Source organism: SAR324 cluster bacterium, assembly GCA_015232315.1.
Taxonomy (GTDB): domain Bacteria; phylum SAR324; class SAR324; order SAR324; family NAC60-12; genus JADFZZ01.
Window position 1 is genome coordinate 42,733 of sequence record JADFZZ010000020.1, and the last position, 16,235, is coordinate 58,967.

Sequence of the window (16,235 nt, forward strand, 5' to 3'; positions counted from 1 at the left end):
GATTCTCCTATGGTCAGGATGGTCGTTTTTCAGAGGCTAACGCATTCATCGGGAAGGCTAACGGAATGACATACCCCATGGTGCATAGCAACAGTCCATAAACATTGGTTCCCAGCAACAGGGCATATTTTCCTGTACCAATGGCCAGGGCTTCAGGAATATTCCCGGAGGCCAGCAGAATTCCCAAAATCACGCCAGGCCAGAAACTGAAATGAAAACTCATGGGTGAATAACGAACCAGTCCCTGCATTAAAAACACGGGTGCCAAACCGATCACCATGGTTCCACTGATAGTGGTCGCCTGCAAAATTTCTGTACCGGCAAACAGCGGCAGATTTCCCAATACCGCAAAGGCAATCATGACCCAAACGCCTGTTTTGATGGAAGGTACATAATCCTTCTTTCCTCGTAGCATGGGGAATTCCAGGGCAATTGTTTTTGAAATGGAACTGAAGGTGGAATCAAGGGTGGACCCGGCAGAAGTCATCATGATCACATTCATCACAAAAAAAGTGACCATTCCCAACGATTGTCCAACGGCGACAGGAGCGTTCCCACTCACCGCAAGGTCACTCAATTTGGCGTGAATTCCAACCAGGCTGAACAACAGAATGCAGACGAACCCCAAGGCTCCCGCAATCAAAAATGAACGAAGCATGATTTTTTCATCATTCAAAAAGCCACGGTCTGTCAATACCGGATCATGGAAGGGATAACTCAACACCTGTAACAGGGCAACCAGCAACAAATCCACGCCGCCACTCATTTCAAAGGTTCCAGATTGCAACAAGGCAACCGGACCATGAATCGGCACAATAGTGAACAGGACGATCCCCAGAAAAAACACAAAAATGACGGTTTGAATGGCATCGGTCACAATGGAACTGCGTAGTCCGCCCTTGATACTGTAAACCAACGTAAAAAAAGTGAAGATGACTGCGCCAAGATAATAGGGTTGACTGCCCGTTGGTCCAAAATATCCGCCGACCACCGCGGTATTGCTCCAGACTTCATTATAAAGCCGGATCAGAATCGCCAGAGAAAACGCTACCGCGGCTCCTCGTCCATATTTTTGAATCAGGAACGGAACCAGTCCTGTCGCGCTTTCACGGGTTCTCAGCCAGTAAATGACCAGTCCGGCAACAGGAATTGACAACCAGTATGCCGCATAGGCCACGCCGCCGACAATGCCGAAGGAACTTCCAAGATTAGCGGCATTGGTGACTGATTTGGCGAAAATCCAACTGATAAAAATACTGCTCGTCAGCCACCATTGCGACACTGGTTTACCGGCTCCATCAGAACCGCTGAAAAATGCCTGAAGCGATACGGATCTGGGAGAAACCAGATACATGACAACCCCATAAACCAATAAAAAAAACCAAAAATATAAACTTCCGCCTGTTTCCAACATATTCTCCTTTCTTCATGAATCAATGGTTCAAAATCGTTTTAACAATGGCTCAGTTGCGCCAATCTTCAAAAACCCGCACTCTGTTTCTCAATCAAGCTGGCTACAGGATGCGCCATAGGCAAAACAGGAATAGCAACGATGATGTTTCAGCATGACCCGGATTTTCATGGCCTCTGTCAATGTTTCTCCAAGATCATAATCCGGGTCATCATCCACCAGGGTGCAGGCGTAAACTTTCATTTTTTCCTGTTTTTTCAATACCATTTTACTGGAATAGCACATAAACCGGGCACGACTGCTTTCTTCTTTTTTGTAGGTTCGGATACAATTTTCGCTGATCGGGGGAACTTCCGCGAAGGAACTGGGCGTGAGAAAATCAGGAAAAGCGACTATTGGAACGTCGGTTGGTAATCCCGCTTCAATGAATAAATGTTGATAAGCAGCATGGATTTCCCGGGGATTCTCCCCGCGTGAGGATTGTCGTGCCACGGAAACATGAAAGCCACTTTGAAACAGGTTCGTCAGCGTCTTCAATGATTTATGAAAATTCCCTTTCCCCCGTCCCGCGTCATGTCGCTCCTGATCAGGAAAATCGAGGCTGATTCTGAATGATAACTCATGAGGTTTATCGCGGAGAGGAAGAATTTGTTTGAAGCGTCTCAGTAACGGATCTGTGCCATTGGTCAGAACCAGACAAGGACGGTGATCCAGCGCATAATTGAGAATTTCAACAATATCCTTGATGACAAAAGGTTCTCCTCCTGTGAACGAAAATTGTTCGACGCCCATGGTCAACGCTTCATCCATAAATGGCACGGCGTCTTCTAATCTCAGACTTGCCAGTCGGGTATCCCCCGGCTTGGAGCCTTCCAGACAGAAGGGACACTGTAAATTACAGATCGTGCCCGTATGAAACCACAATTCTTTCAGGAGTCGCGGTTGAATATATCCGCGAGGTTCTCCCGTCGGGGTGTAGAACCAATCCTGTTTATGCGCTGATGGAACTTCTGCATCGGCGACGATCCGCACGGTTGTTTTTAAACGGGATGAATCTGATTGAATTCCTGTCTGTTCAGAAAGTGTTTGCATAAATTTTCCTTAGCGTAATTGCCATTGATGAAATTTTTCGACCCAACGCAAAAGCTTTTCGGGAGCATGAGCGCGTTTCCATTGTCCGGCCGCGTATTTATTCGCTTCCGCAAGCGTCGGATAAATGTGAATCGTTCCCAGAATTTTGTTCAATCCCAGTCCGTGTTTCATCGCTAGAATGTATTCAGCGATCAAGTCACCGGCATGTTCTCCCACAATGGTCACACCCAGAATTCTGTCTTTCCCGGGCACCGTCAAGACTTTGACCAGGCCATGCGCCTCCCCATCGGCAATGGCACGGTCCAGATCATCCAGCCCGTAAACGGTCACTTCATAGGGAATATTTTTTTGTTTTGCGTCCTGTTCATTGAGTCCGACACGGGCCACCTCAGGATCCGTGAATGTGGACCACGGAATGACGGAATAATCCGTTCTGAATTTTTTCAAGGATCCAAACAGGGCATTGACTGCGGCATACCAGGCCTGATGAGCGGCGGTATGGGTGAACTGGAACGGCCCGGCGACATCTCCGCAGGCGTAAATATTGGGATACAGGGTTTGCAGATATTCATTGGTTTCGATGGTTTTCGCAGGGGTCAGCGGAATCCCGAGTTCTTCCAGACCATAACCTTTGGTGTTGGCGACACGCCCCAACGCGCACAGAATTTCATCACACTCAATCCGTACCTCACGTCCTTCATGCTGGCAATAGATTATTTTAACATCACCGTTCCGTTCAAAACGGCTGGCTTTATGGTTTACCAGAACATGAACGCCTTCCTTCCTGAAACGGTTCATGACCATCTCAGAAATTTCAGGATCTTCACGAATCATCAGGCGCGGAGCCATTTCAAGCTGAAACACTTCACTTCCCAGTCGTCTGAAACTTTGCGCCAGTTCACAGCCAATCGGCCCACCTCCCAGCACCACGAGGCGTTGCGGCAGTTTGCGCAGGTTCCACACATTGTCGGAGGTCAGCACGTCCATTTGATCAAGGCCGGGAATGGGGGGAACAAGAGGTCTGGCACCGGCGGCAATAATGATGTTGCGGGTGGTCAATGTTTGTGTCGCTCCCGTGTGGGTCCGTATTTCCACATGATACGGCGATTTGAGGGTGGCCGTGCCCTGAACGCATTCCACGCCCAGTTGTGTGTATCGTTCAATGGAATCATGCGGCGCCACCTGCCCGATCACATTCCGGACACGTTCCATCACATCCGCGAAATCAAACCGGGCATCAGCGGACTTGATGCCGAACTCAGAGGCACGTTGAATGTGAGACAGAAATTTGGCTGAACGAATCAAAGCCTTGGAGGGAACACATCCGGTATTCAGACAATCCCCACCCATCAGATGTTTTTCTACCAGCGTGACTCTGGCTTTGCTCACCGCGGCAATATAAGCAGAGACCAGCCCCCCGGAGCCTGCGCCGATAACGATTAGATTCCTGTCAAATTTTGCAGGTTTGGGCCAGTCCGCCAGAATTTTCCGGGACTTGATGAATCTCAAAACCTTGCGCGCAATCCATGGAAAAAGGCCCAGCAAGGTGAAGGAAAAGATCAGCCCCGGAGAGAGAATATCACGGATATTTTCCAGTTTTGCCAATTCGGTTCCCGCATTGACAAAAACCAGGGTTCCCGCCAGCATTCCGACCTGACTCACCCAGAAAAAAGTCTGTGTTTTTATGGGTGTCAGTCCCATCACCAGATTAATCACAAAAAATGGAACGGCTGGAACCAGTCTTAATGTAAAGAGGTAAAACGCGCCTTCCCTGGTGATAGCGTCATTGATAGCTCGTGCTTGCGACACGAATCGTTGCTGAACAAAATCTCTCAACAGAAAGCGCGAGATCAGAAACGCCAGGGTCGCTCCCAGCGTGGAGGCGAAGGATACAATGATGGTCCCTTTGATCAATCCGAAAACAGCTCCTGAGGCCAAAGTCAGTACCGTGGCTCCTGGAACAGATAAGGCTGTGATTATGGTGTAGATCAAAAAGAAAGTGGCGATGGTTTGAAGGGTGTGAGCTTCATAATACAGTAAAATTTGCTGATACTGGCTTTTGAAATAACTCAACCGGAGATACTGATCGAGATCGAAAATAAAAAATAATCCGACCAGCATTACAATAACAAGGGCAATGACAGTTTTTTGCTTGTTCATAAAATTCCTGTTAATAGTTTGAAATTGCGACGATCCGCCTAAAGCGGGACAACGAAAGGTTGGGAAGAGCCTCAACGAAACACTAAAACCCCGATTTTTTACTCTGGAATCAAGAATAAGTCGTCCCTGAACAAAAATTCTTACAGAGAACATGAAGATTGATAAAGATTTACGCAAGTTGGAATGAAATCCGATATTCACATGTGAATCCGGAGTTGAGTTTGTGTCATTTCAACGATAGAAGAACTTCAGGATTTGAACGTTGGCCAAACGATGACTATAGCTGGAAAACACATATTCTTGTCCTTTAACCTGACAGATCCTGAACCAGTCAGATGAAAAAAACCTGAATGAGGCGCATCAATGCACAACACACATAAAATGCCGGTAATTTTTGTTTCTCATGGCGCTCCGGATTTGCCCTTAACACGGATCCCCGCCTATCATTTTTTTTGTACATTGAGTCAGAAAATTCCTGAACCAAAGGGCATTGTGGCCATATCCGCACACTGGCTTGAAAAAAGACCGACCGTTGGTACCAGTTCCAGACTGGAAACAATTCATGATTTTTACGGATTTCCTCCGGCACTGTATGAAATGGAATATCCTGCAAAAAATAACGATTCACTGGTTGAAACGGTGTGTGATTCCTTAACACAGGGAGGTATCGCTTATGAGTTGAATTCAATCCGTGGACTGGATCATGGTGCCTGGTGCCCGTTGCGTCTGATGTATCCTGAAGCGGATATTCCTGTCATTCCCGTCAGTCTGATTGGCAGAGGAACCCCTGAACAACATCTGAAAACCGGACAGGCTCTGGCAACTTTGAGAGAACAGGGAATTCTGATTCTGGCCTCAGGAGCCATGACCCATAATCTGGCTGGCATGAAACCAGAGGGGAGTTTACCGGATCCATGGGCGATTAATTTTGTAGCCTGGATTGAGGATAAATTAATGACACAAAATCAGGAATCGTTGCTTCGTTATCGGGAAAGGGCGCCTCAAGCAGGTTATGTCCATCCTTCCACAGAACATTTTGATCCGTTGCTGGTCGCCGTTGGTGCTGCGGGGGACGATACCTGCTCAAAACTCCATGCCAGTTTCAGTTATGGCAATCTTTCCATGGCGTCCTATGGCTTTGGTATGGTCTAAGGAACGGCAAAAGAATATGTTGTAAAGTTTGCTCGTGCTCTACGTCCCGTGGGGCACGCTATGAGTTAAATGTGTCTTGAGAAACATGAATTTCCTCTTTATGTTCAAAAAACATGATTCTGCACTTTCTTTCATTCTGATTTAAAAATATGGCATCCGCAAAGATCACTCAAACCCTTCAGAATTTACGCAAACAATTAAGGAAGCAACAGTTACAGATGTATTGGGTGCCTGCATCCGATGAACATCTCAATGAATATGTTCCGCCCAACAAGCGTCGCCTTGAGGCACTCACCGGATTTACCGGGTCTGCCGGCACCGGTATTTTTTGTCTGGACGGCAAGCATCATTTATTTGTGGATTCCCGCTATCATTTGCAGGCGGAACAGGAAGTGGATGAAAATCTGTTTGAAATTCATAAATTGGGAAAACAAGGGGTGCTTGAACCTGAAAACTGGATGGCAAATCTTCAGCAAAACAAACAGGGACAGACACTGCGAGTCGGGATTGATCCATTCATCATCAGTGTGTTCCAATTCAATCGGACCCTGAAAAAAATTGCGGAGGGGGGCGTGATTTTGATGGCGGTGTCTCCCAATCTGGTTGATTTGTCTCTTGAGGGCAAACGCCCCCTCGCACCGGCACAGGTCATTTTCCCCCTGGATCTGAACAAGGCTGGAGTACGCTCGGATGAAAAACTCCGAAAAGTCAGGGAAAGCATGAAAAAACAGAACGTTGATGTTTTATGCCTGACAGAACTGGATGAGATTGCCTGGATCACCAATCTGAGGGGAAGTGATATTCCGCATAATCCTGTGTTTGAAAGCTTTGCGCTGGTGACAAAAAATAAGGCTTATTGTTTCTGCCATGCGGAATCCAATGGCGTAGAATTGAAAACACGGCGAACCTGCTGGGAATTTTATCCCTATGACGCCTTTCTTCCCTTTCTCAAAAAAATTGTTGAACAGGAATCCGGGCAAATATGGATGGATGCCAAACACACCACCATGGGGATCTACACCACCATCCCTGATAGTTCACGCATCTACAACCGAACCAATCCGGTAGCGGAACTCAAAGCCTTAAAAAATCCTGTGGAAATCGCCTGTAGTGAACAAGCTCATCGTCATTCAGGAAAAGCAAAAATTCGCAGTTTTGTTCATCTGGAACAGCAAATCGCACAGGCTCAGCATATTTCGGAAGCGTCTTATGCCCTGGATTTGTATGAATTTTACGCGTCAGAACCCGGATTTACAGATCTGAGTTTTCCAACCATTGCGGCCTATGGTCCCAATTCCGCGATGGTACATTATTCCACACCGGATCCCCGACAATTTTTGAAAGCGGGTGGTTTGTTGCTGGTGGATTCAGGGATTCAGGGAAATGGTGGTACGACTGATGACACCAGAACCATTGTCATCGGGACACCTGATGACAGGCAACGTGAAATTTATACCCATGTGCTGAAAGCGCATATCCGGCTTGCCAGCCAGATTTTTCCGGAAGGCACCACAGGCTCAGGACTGGATGCGATCACACGTGCCGATTTATGGAATTCAGGCATGGATTTCGGGCATGGCACCGGTCATGGTGTGGGGGCCTTCCTGAATGTTCATGAAGGCCCGTTCAGAATTTCACCAATGGCACATGACAGTGGAATTCCCGCAGGTGTTATTTTGTCCAATGAGCCTGGCTATTATGAAACAGGCTGGAGCGGCATCCGACTGGAAAATTTGTATGTGGTGGTGGTTCTGGACCATCTTGAACCTCATCCCTCCGGTAAAAAATGGCTGGGATTCAGACCCTTGACCATGATTCCCTTTGAGCGGAAACTCATTTGTCCTGAAATGCTGGGAAGTCATGAAAAAAAATGGCTGAATCAATACCATGAAGAGGTTCTCAGGCAGATCGGCCCCATGCTGGAAAATCCTGTCGAACAGGCATGGTTGGAACACGCCTGTAAAATTTTTGCATAAATTCTTTGTGTTCAATCTTCTGATGCGTTAATAAGTATCAGAATGATGCATAAACTAGTCGTTGTTGCGAAATTCCAAACTCGTGTCATCTCGACCCAAGGGAGAGCTCTTGAATATTTTGAAATCAGTAGCCTGAAAGGTTCAAGACCCCTCACATACATTCCGGATGACACACAAAAACACAATTTCGTGCCAGCGACAGACTAACCGGGGAGTTGTCTGATGAATCGTGGAAAAATAAAATTCACCTGCGAAAAAGATGTGTTCGATTTTCTGGATTCGTCCAGAGAATGGATGAAAACGATGTTTCCTGATACATGGGTTTCAGTCAATGATCCCAAAGGCGCATCACGCAAAGTTTCCATGGACACTCTGATCAATTTTAAAATATTACGCTGCAAGAAGTGGCTGACGGATGTGCTTGAACGTGCGATTGAGATCAGTATCAGCGGACAATATGATGAAATCCCCCCCACGGCGATTGATGTTCCCCCCAGGGTTGCCAGAATCATCATCCATGCCTGTCTGGATATTCTGGCCTGTGAACGTGACCTGACCGATGATGGACTTTTATATGCCAGTGATGTCGCCAGTGTCCTGAATATTGACGCTCATGCGGTGGATACCCTGATCGAACAGGTTCAATATGTTAAACGAAAAAGATTCACCCAGATGTTGCTTGAATGCCTCAATGACCAGCAACGATACTGGGTTGCCGCAATGCTGTGGCAGGCCATTCATATTGATGACAAAGTACATACGCAGGAATATAAATACTTCGAAAATATTTCTCATTTACTGAATTATGATCAGGTAAAATTCCATCAACTGGAACAGGATCATGACCTGCCACACCACCTTCCCATTCAGCATTTTGACGAAACCATGCGCTCATCAATCTATAAATATATTGTGGAAATTGTAATGATTGATGGCGAATATGATCCCAAGGAAGCAGAGTTTATCCAGTTTATCGGGGAAACATTCAATTTTGATAAATCCCAACAGGATGAAATCATTCAACCTGTTGCTTCGGCCCTGATGCTGCGCAGATCGTTGTTTTCCTATTAACATTTCGACAGTGGTAAGTTCTCAGCGTTCAGTTCTGAGTTTTTTGAACTGATTGAAATTATTTTTTTTACATAAGCCTAAAAGTTTCTTTGAAAGTTTGATATTCATCAAACTTTCAATTTCAATGACTTACAAAAAGCTGAAGGCTGATAACTGAAAACTTACAACTCTTGAGTTAACATACAAAAAAGAGAGATATGACTGGAAATCATGTACGTTTTTTATTGATCCAAGTGCTGATGGTCATCGGTTTGGTTTTTGCCGCATCGGTCATCAGAGCCCAAGACTTAAGCCAATGGATTCCAGAGGGAAGCATGACCCCTGAGGAAATTCAGTCGTTGATGTCCAAAGTAGAGTTATTCATGCTGGATAATGAACCTTATGCGAAGGTAACGCTGAAGGATATTCTTCAATATGGATTGGAACGAAGTATCGACCTCAAGGCTCTCAAACTGGCAGAACAAATTGCGCGAAAATCGCTGGCATTAGCCCAGAACAAGGATTTTCCGGTTTTGATCAGCAGTCTGGGTTGGAACAATCAGATCAGTTCAGGCTCGAGCTCGGCCACAAGTTTCATGACAGCGTCCGGTTCTGAAATTCTTGGATTTTCTTCAACATGGACAGAGAAGCTCAGCAATGGCATCGAATACAGCATGACCTATCAGGAAAGCCGCGCCCATGCGCGAGCCCTTGTCATCGCCAAGGAGGGTGACAATTCAGAACCTTCTGCTTATTCCGACTGGCTGGATAAAAGTTCTTTCAGTGGTTCGATCACTGTGCCGCTCAGCAAGGATAGCGGCGAAATCAACCAGTTGTCTGAACGAATCGCGGAGGTAAGTGTCCAGCAGTCAGAATTGGATACTGAACAGAGTGAGCTTTCACTGTTGCAGGAAATTGGTACGACTTATTGGGATATGGTGGGCGTTGTGGAAGCGATCGAAGTGCAAAAAGCCGCGGTTCAGCTTTCTGAAAACCTGCTGGCAGACAACAAAGCACGATTGCAGGCTGGCGTTGTGAATGAAACGGATGTGCAGATTTCAGAAACTCAACTGGTCCGTGAAAAGCAGGCGTTATTCAGCCAACAGGCTAATGCTAAACGCATTGAAGATGTGGTGAAAGTGGCCCTGGACCTTGATCAGGTCAATGTGGGACTTTACCCCAAAGACAAACCACAGATCAAATCTTATGAAAATGACCAGCAAAAGTTAGTACAAAAAGTTTATGAAAAAGATATCACGCTGAAAAAACTCAATGCCGCCATGCTGATCTATCAATACAACATGCTGGATGTGGACAATCAACAAAAGTCAGATATTGATCTGGTCTTTGGTTATGCCATGAATGGTTACAGTAGTGATCCCCTCAAACCTGTCCAGTATTATGGTGACACCAACCTGCATGGTCCAAGCATTAATCTGGTCTGGACGGTCCCATTCAATGGAACGTTGCTTTCTGAAAAGCAACAGCAAATCATTCAGGAACGTGAGCAACTTCAATTGCGGATTGAAAGTCAGAAAAGCCGCCTGAGGATACAACTCCATTCTGTGTTGAGATCTCTGGCATTATCTACCAGGGAAATTGAATTCGCAAATACGACAGTTCGTCTGGCCAAACGTCAGCTTCAGGATGAAATTCAGAAAATGAAACTCGGGAAAAGTACCACATTTCAGGTTTCTCAATTCCAGCAACAGGCGTTGACGGCCATCCAGCAGGAATCCGCGGCACGTATTAATTTTGAAAAAACCTATCTGTCGCTACTGGTTTTGACCCATGATCTCTATGAAGTTTTTGCACTGGAGTCCCCATACCATCACCAGCCAAAATGATTATTCGAAAAGTCCTTTGGAACGATAAAAGAATAAGTTGTAAAAGTTTGCTCGTGCCCTACGTTCCGGGGGGCACGCTATCCCTCAGGCGAAACTCGGCTTCGCACCCACCGGAGGTGGGTCATGGAACGGTTACGAACAGGACGTTCGCAACCAGATAAAATTATAATAATTTCAATCAGTTCAAAAAAAATGAAAAATAAAAGCAGTGAACTTACCACTGTCGAGTTATCAAAGAACTGGGTTGGTTTATCAGTGCTGTTAACAATGTGTGATTTTTCACTTTATATTGCCAACCGGATCCCCTATATAGGTTAGAGTTGTATTAGATATTTCTGAGTGGACGATAAGGATCTTGTGTGCCTGAAAGATCGTAAGGATATGAACTCAGAGTTGACAATAAATTCTAAAGATTTATGCAATCGAAAGAACTGATCAATCCATACACGCAGGCAATGGCTGATTGTCTGTTGAAAATTCAGCATCCGCCAGAACACAATTTAACTGATGATATGGTCATTTATTTTTTGACCAACATGATTCAGGGAAGGATGCTTGAGCATCTGATCGCGAGAATTGATGAATTCTATCAAATCCGTGATGCTCATTTTCGCACGGAACTGGCAATGGTTTTGGTGGACGTGTTCAATGAATCCATTTTCGGGGCCTTCCGCAAAAAAGTCGAGAGCAAGCCAGACATCGTCTTCACGGTAGCTCGACATATTGTTGAGGTGGAATGTCACACAGGTCTGGGACATCAGTCCAGGGTCAACCATCTGTACTTGTGTATTTTCAGGAAATATCTGGATTACCAGAATCTTGAAAGCATCATCCAGACCCTCCAATCCAATCCCCAAATTCAAAAACTCATCCTCACCTTCCTGTTGAAAAAAAATCTCAATAAAACAAGTTATAATGCCTGTCAGTATATGCTGGATCAAGACAGCCAGAACGTGATGACAAATGTCTTTATCCTGTGTGTAAAAAATTATTACCCCCTCCGCAACAAGCTTCACAAAGCCAGTCATAAATTCAAATCAAGGTTTCTCCATCTAAATCGGTTTTTTAATCATTAGCCGCTGTCGCTTAGGCACGTTCAAAAAATAACAGGGAAAACTTTCCACCTGTGCAGTTGGTTTGAAAATTTACCACCAAGAACACTGAAGCGATCGCCGGAAATAAACATACCCGAATTGTTGCTGTAACATATTATTCCGAAAACGGTAGCATCGGGTTACGTCCCGATGTAATTCCACGGTTTGTCGCCCTTCCCGAGACGTAACCCGGGGCTACCGTTCCCGGCATCGCTCTGCCCGGCTTGCACCACTCACTGGCGAAACGATGACTGTGCCGTAAAAAGTAATAATTTTGCCGGAATCAGTTCCTTTCTTGCAATATCCGCAATTTAAGTATGATTACAGGCACTTGATTTGCACAGGCAACAGGGCTTTTTGACAATTTTTAGAGACACCGATGGATCAAACCCAATTTTTACAGACCATTTCAAACTACACACTGGTCAATTACAGTCTGTTGAAGCGCCTCTTTCATGAAGAAAACCTGAAGGATATCAAGACTCTGCTGAAGCACACTGAACAAGCACGATTGGTGAATCGTCATGTGTTTCAGGGGTTTGATTGCTTTTCACTGACCAGTTTGGGCTTTCAGACAATTGGTGTGGATCATGCCCCCCAATACCATCGTTTTACCCGGAATCAGGCCAATCAGATTTGTCGTGTGAATCATTTACGGATCGGCTTTGAACGGGAACTTGCACGCTTTAATAATCTCCATCTCAAACGGTGGTTCACTGGCGGAAGCTTTTCCAAACGTCCTCTTTCCACGCGATTCAACAATGCGGAACAGTTTCTCAAGCCTCATGGTTTGGCAATGGTCTCGTTTCCGAACGACATTGATCGTTTGTATTTCATTCATTACTGGCAAAGTATGGAGCAGATTGATCGTGATCTGTTTTTTTATTTTCTTTACCAGACCCGTAATGAGCATGCTTATCGTTTCAGGGTTTCTCCGGAAACCGGATTGAGAGTTTTGTGTCTTGTGCCTAGTTATAAAACTGTATACGAAGTACTTCCCCGACTGGAAAATATTAAGGGTGAAGCCATCACATTGTTTATTCCGGAATCAAAGGTCCATGTGGATCATCCGTTGGAATCACAGATATGGTTGACCTGTCATGGTCGGAAACGCAGTGTCCTTTAACTGTGGATCATCCGTTGGAATCACAGATATGGTTGACCTGTCATGGTCGGAAACGCAGTGTCCTTTAACTTCGGGAGTCCCATGAAATCCTATGAATCATCGCTTGTCCTGCCAGATGGAACCATTCGTTTTGGCATTTATGACAAACCCATTTCCCGGATCAATTATCTGGATTATGATTTCCGTACTCCGATGGGACGAAAAATATCCCTTGCGGAAAAATGGGCCGGTTTCAATCAGTTCCAGTATTTCGGTATCATCAGCGATGACCTTCTGTTTGGTTGCGCGATCAGCAATATCAGGTTTATAGGGGTTGCCTTCATGTACCTCTATCAGCCTTCAACCCAACGTCTGATAGAATATTCCTACAAACAGCTATTGGCCTTGGGTACCAGCTTCAGTCAGTCGGCCACACATGGCACCAGCCGATTCAGCGGGAAAAATGTTAAGGTTGAAATGACCAGCGTGTTGAGTCCTGCTGAGAAGCATCTCAAAGTTCAGCTTGGCGAGGAACTTCAGGCGGATGTCTTTTTTTCTGAAGCGGATCCGCCGTTTCATCCCATGTCTATCTGCACGCGTGCGGGATACAATGGGTGGGTTTACGCACAGAAAGTCGCGGGTGTCGCTGTGCAGGGAAAATTGAGTTGCGCCTTGGGCGAATATGACTTTGCGGAAACAGAAGCTTATGCCCACCATGATTTTTCCGCGGGTTTCATGCGTCGCGAAACATTTTGGAATTGGGCCTGTTTTTCCGGAGCGCTGAGTGATGGAACCAGACTGGGGCTCAATGTGTCCTGTGGTGTCAATGAAACCAGCTATACAGAAAATTGTCTGTGGGTGAATGGGGAATTGATCAAGGTCGATCTGGTCCGTTTCGATTTTGATCGTAATGACATCCACTCCTTGTGGAACATTCATTCCAACGATGGTCAGGTGGACCTGATATTTTATCCGGAAGGATTCCATGCGGAAAAAGTCAACGCGGTCCTGGCCGCCAGCAATTTCAAACAGTTTTTTGGCAGATTCTCCGGTGAATTGAATTTGCGCAATCAAACCTTTGAAATTACTGATATGCCCGGTTTTGTGGAAGACCACTACGCCAAGTGGTGAGTTTCACTTCTCCCTCAATTCCGTCACTTCCTGCCAGGTGGCTTTGCCGTCAAGCAGTGCCTGGCAACGTTCAAGGTAAATTTGGCAGACTTTGTCCTTGGGGTAGGTTTTGAGGCAAACCTCAAACTGGCGCATGGCTGAACGGAAACGTTTCATGTAATACAGCGCAACGGCGTTTTCGTAGGTTTTGAGGTATTGCGTCTTGAGTTCGCATATTTCCGGGGGTTCTCCATTGAACACTTCATAGATCGTGACAGGTTCTGACTTTCCTTTGGCAATGACGTTATCAATCAGGCGCACTTTATAATCAGTGGGATTTTTAAGATTATAGAATGTGTTTTCGCTGATCAGAATCGTGGTTCCATACTGTTTGGTCATGCCTTCGACCCGGGCCGCAATGTTCACGGCGTTGCTGATCACAGTCTCTTCCATCCTGTAACTTCCGCCAATGGTGCCCAGCATCAATTCCCCTGAATTGATTCCAATGCCGATTGCCACTGGACGGTATCCTGCTTTTTCCCGAAACTCGTTGTATTCATGGAGTTTGAGATGCATTCCGATCGCGGCTTTTACGCCATTTTCCGGGTCATCAAAGATCGCCATGTTGGAATCACCGATGTATTTATCAATGACACCACCATGCTCATGAATTATGGGTTCCATGTGCCGAAGATAGGAATTGAGAAACCTGAAGTTTTCTTCGGGTGTCATGGTTTCTGAAAGCGTGGTGAAATCACGGATGTCAGAAAACAGGATCGTCATGTTCAGTTGTATACAATCCCCCAGATTGATATCCACAATACTGGATTTTCCAAGACGCTGGATCAACTGGTTTGGCACAAACCGGTTGGCGGCCCGGTTCAGCAGAAATAAATCATCGGCTTGACGTTCTACGAGATTGAAGGCCTGTGAAAATTTGATGGACAGCAGAAGAGCCTGGCAGAAAATAAAAATCAACAGACCAATAGAGGCATAATTTCCAGTGTGAATGATCTGGTTGGCATGCAGAATATCATTCACAGAGGCCCCGAAGAAAACAGAAAACCCTGTCAGAAAAATGAAAGATCCTTCCCGTCTTCGCCATAAGGCGAATATCATGGAATAAATGAAGTAGAGTCCGCACAGCATCGCAAACACCTGATAGGTATGAACGGTGTAAGTATAAATCGCTGGTGGGGTTAGAATCACGACACCGGAAAACACAACCCCCATGAACACCATAAAAAACATTATTTTTCTGGAAAATTCCCGGGGAAACAGGGAGTGGATGAACAAACCCATGGCTGTCACGGTGAGATAAAAACTGAGATATTCAACTTTGAACAACAGTCCGAATTCCAGTGAGGGCAGCAACTGACGGACATAACGTTCACCGACCAGGATGGTTCTCAATCCGATCAGAAGACAAATCATGGAAAAATAAAACGCGGACCGGTCTTTGGGACGTAATGAATACAGACCTATATGGTACAAACCAATAATCAGAAAGCCGCCGAACAGAAACAGGTCGAGCACCAGATTGCGTTCACGGCGTTCGCGGATGTCTTTGGCATGACCAATCAGAACTGCATCCCAGATGCCGCCCTGCCAATCTTCATAATTTGAAACCTGAACAACAATTCCAAGGTTGTCGGTGTGGGGAAGCTCAAACATGAGTGGTTCAAGTTGCGGAATCGCTTCTTCAATCGTTTTTCCTGGTTTTCCCTGACCGCCGACATAATTGCCGTTGACATAGAGTCGATAGGCTGTTCCAACGCTCGTAAATACAATCATCAGGAGTTCCTGCGGATTGACCTTAATCTCCAGAAAGTAGGTCCCGTAACCAATACCGCCAACATCTTTTCCTTGCCATTGATGACGGTTCCATCCTCCCGGTGCTGAGATAATCCCCCGGTGTTCCTCAAACTGACCGCTAAGGATCTCTTCTTTTGTGAGAAAAACCGACCAGAAAAACTGCCAGCCTCCGTGAAGTTTCACTATGCCATCATCCGAAAAATTCCAGTTGGACAAGTCTATTTTCCCCGATTCAACAACAGGTGAGGTCACGTCAATGAGCGCCTCAGCCACGGCAGGTTGCCAGCAGAGTAACCATAGCAGTGCCGAAATGCTGATAAACCTTAAACAATATTGAATCATATCTCCATGATTGGAACGATGTTTTATTCGTAAAGGTTTAAATCTGGAATTATGAGGAATATCATTCCATGCCTTACCGGG

At 45.7% G+C, this 16,235-nt stretch carries 11 protein-coding genes; 7 read left to right on the forward strand and 4 right to left on the reverse strand.

Annotated elements, in window-relative coordinates:
- Positions 1–13 precede the first annotated feature (13 nt).
- The 3 genes from HQM11_13530 to HQM11_13540 all read right to left on the reverse strand — a co-directional run bounded on the left by HQM11_13530 (position 14) and on the right by HQM11_13540 (position 4,663).
- On the reverse strand, positions 14–1,414 hold the full coding sequence (locus HQM11_13530; protein MBF0352047.1) for a sodium:solute symporter: 1,401 nt from the start codon (positions 1,412–1,414) through the stop codon (positions 14–16).
- Between the two features lie 87 nt (positions 1,415–1,501).
- Positions 1,502–2,503, reverse strand: coding sequence for a radical SAM protein (locus HQM11_13535; protein MBF0352048.1), 1,002 nt, complete (start codon positions 2,501–2,503; stop codon positions 1,502–1,504).
- A gap of 9 nt (positions 2,504–2,512) precedes the next feature.
- A complete protein-coding gene (locus HQM11_13540) occupies positions 2,513–4,663 on the reverse strand; it encodes an FAD-dependent oxidoreductase (protein ID MBF0352049.1) in 2,151 nt (716 codons plus the stop codon).
- A 363-nt stretch (positions 4,664–5,026) separates the two neighbouring features.
- On the opposite strand from HQM11_13540, the gene HQM11_13545 reads away from it, so the two are divergent.
- The 7 genes from HQM11_13545 to HQM11_13575 all read left to right on the forward strand — a co-directional run bounded on the left by HQM11_13545 (position 5,027) and on the right by HQM11_13575 (position 14,018).
- Positions 5,027–5,815, forward strand: coding sequence for a dioxygenase (locus HQM11_13545; protein MBF0352050.1), 789 nt, complete (start codon positions 5,027–5,029; stop codon positions 5,813–5,815).
- Between the two features lie 149 nt (positions 5,816–5,964).
- Positions 5,965–7,791, forward strand: coding sequence for an aminopeptidase P family protein (locus HQM11_13550; GenBank protein ID MBF0352051.1), 1,827 nt, complete (start codon positions 5,965–5,967; stop codon positions 7,789–7,791).
- A gap of 222 nt (positions 7,792–8,013) precedes the next feature.
- Positions 8,014–8,862, forward strand: a complete 849-nt coding sequence (locus HQM11_13555) for a hypothetical protein (protein ID MBF0352052.1) — start codon at positions 8,014–8,016, stop codon at positions 8,860–8,862.
- Positions 8,863–9,059: 197 nt separating this feature from the next.
- Positions 9,060–10,688 carry a TolC family protein gene (locus HQM11_13560; protein ID MBF0352053.1) on the forward strand — a complete coding sequence of 543 codons (1,629 nt, stop codon included), beginning with the start codon at positions 9,060–9,062 and terminating at the stop codon, positions 10,686–10,688.
- A 416-nt stretch (positions 10,689–11,104) separates the two neighbouring features.
- Complete coding sequence (locus tag HQM11_13565) at positions 11,105–11,764, forward strand: hypothetical protein (protein MBF0352054.1); 660 nt, start codon at positions 11,105–11,107, stop codon at positions 11,762–11,764.
- 397 nt (positions 11,765–12,161) lie between these two features.
- On the forward strand, positions 12,162–12,908 hold the full coding sequence (locus HQM11_13570) for a hypothetical protein (protein ID MBF0352055.1): 747 nt from the start codon (positions 12,162–12,164) through the stop codon (positions 12,906–12,908).
- Between the two features lie 81 nt (positions 12,909–12,989).
- Positions 12,990–14,018: a DUF2804 domain-containing protein gene (locus HQM11_13575; protein MBF0352056.1), complete on the forward strand. Its 1,029-nt coding sequence runs from the start codon at positions 12,990–12,992 to the stop codon at positions 14,016–14,018.
- 3 nt (positions 14,019–14,021) lie between these two features.
- Here the strand turns inward: HQM11_13575 and HQM11_13580 are convergent, their stop codons facing one another.
- Positions 14,022–16,154: an adenylate/guanylate cyclase domain-containing protein gene (locus HQM11_13580; protein MBF0352057.1), complete on the reverse strand. Its 2,133-nt coding sequence runs from the start codon at positions 16,152–16,154 to the stop codon at positions 14,022–14,024.
- Positions 16,155–16,235: the final 81 nt, after the last annotated feature.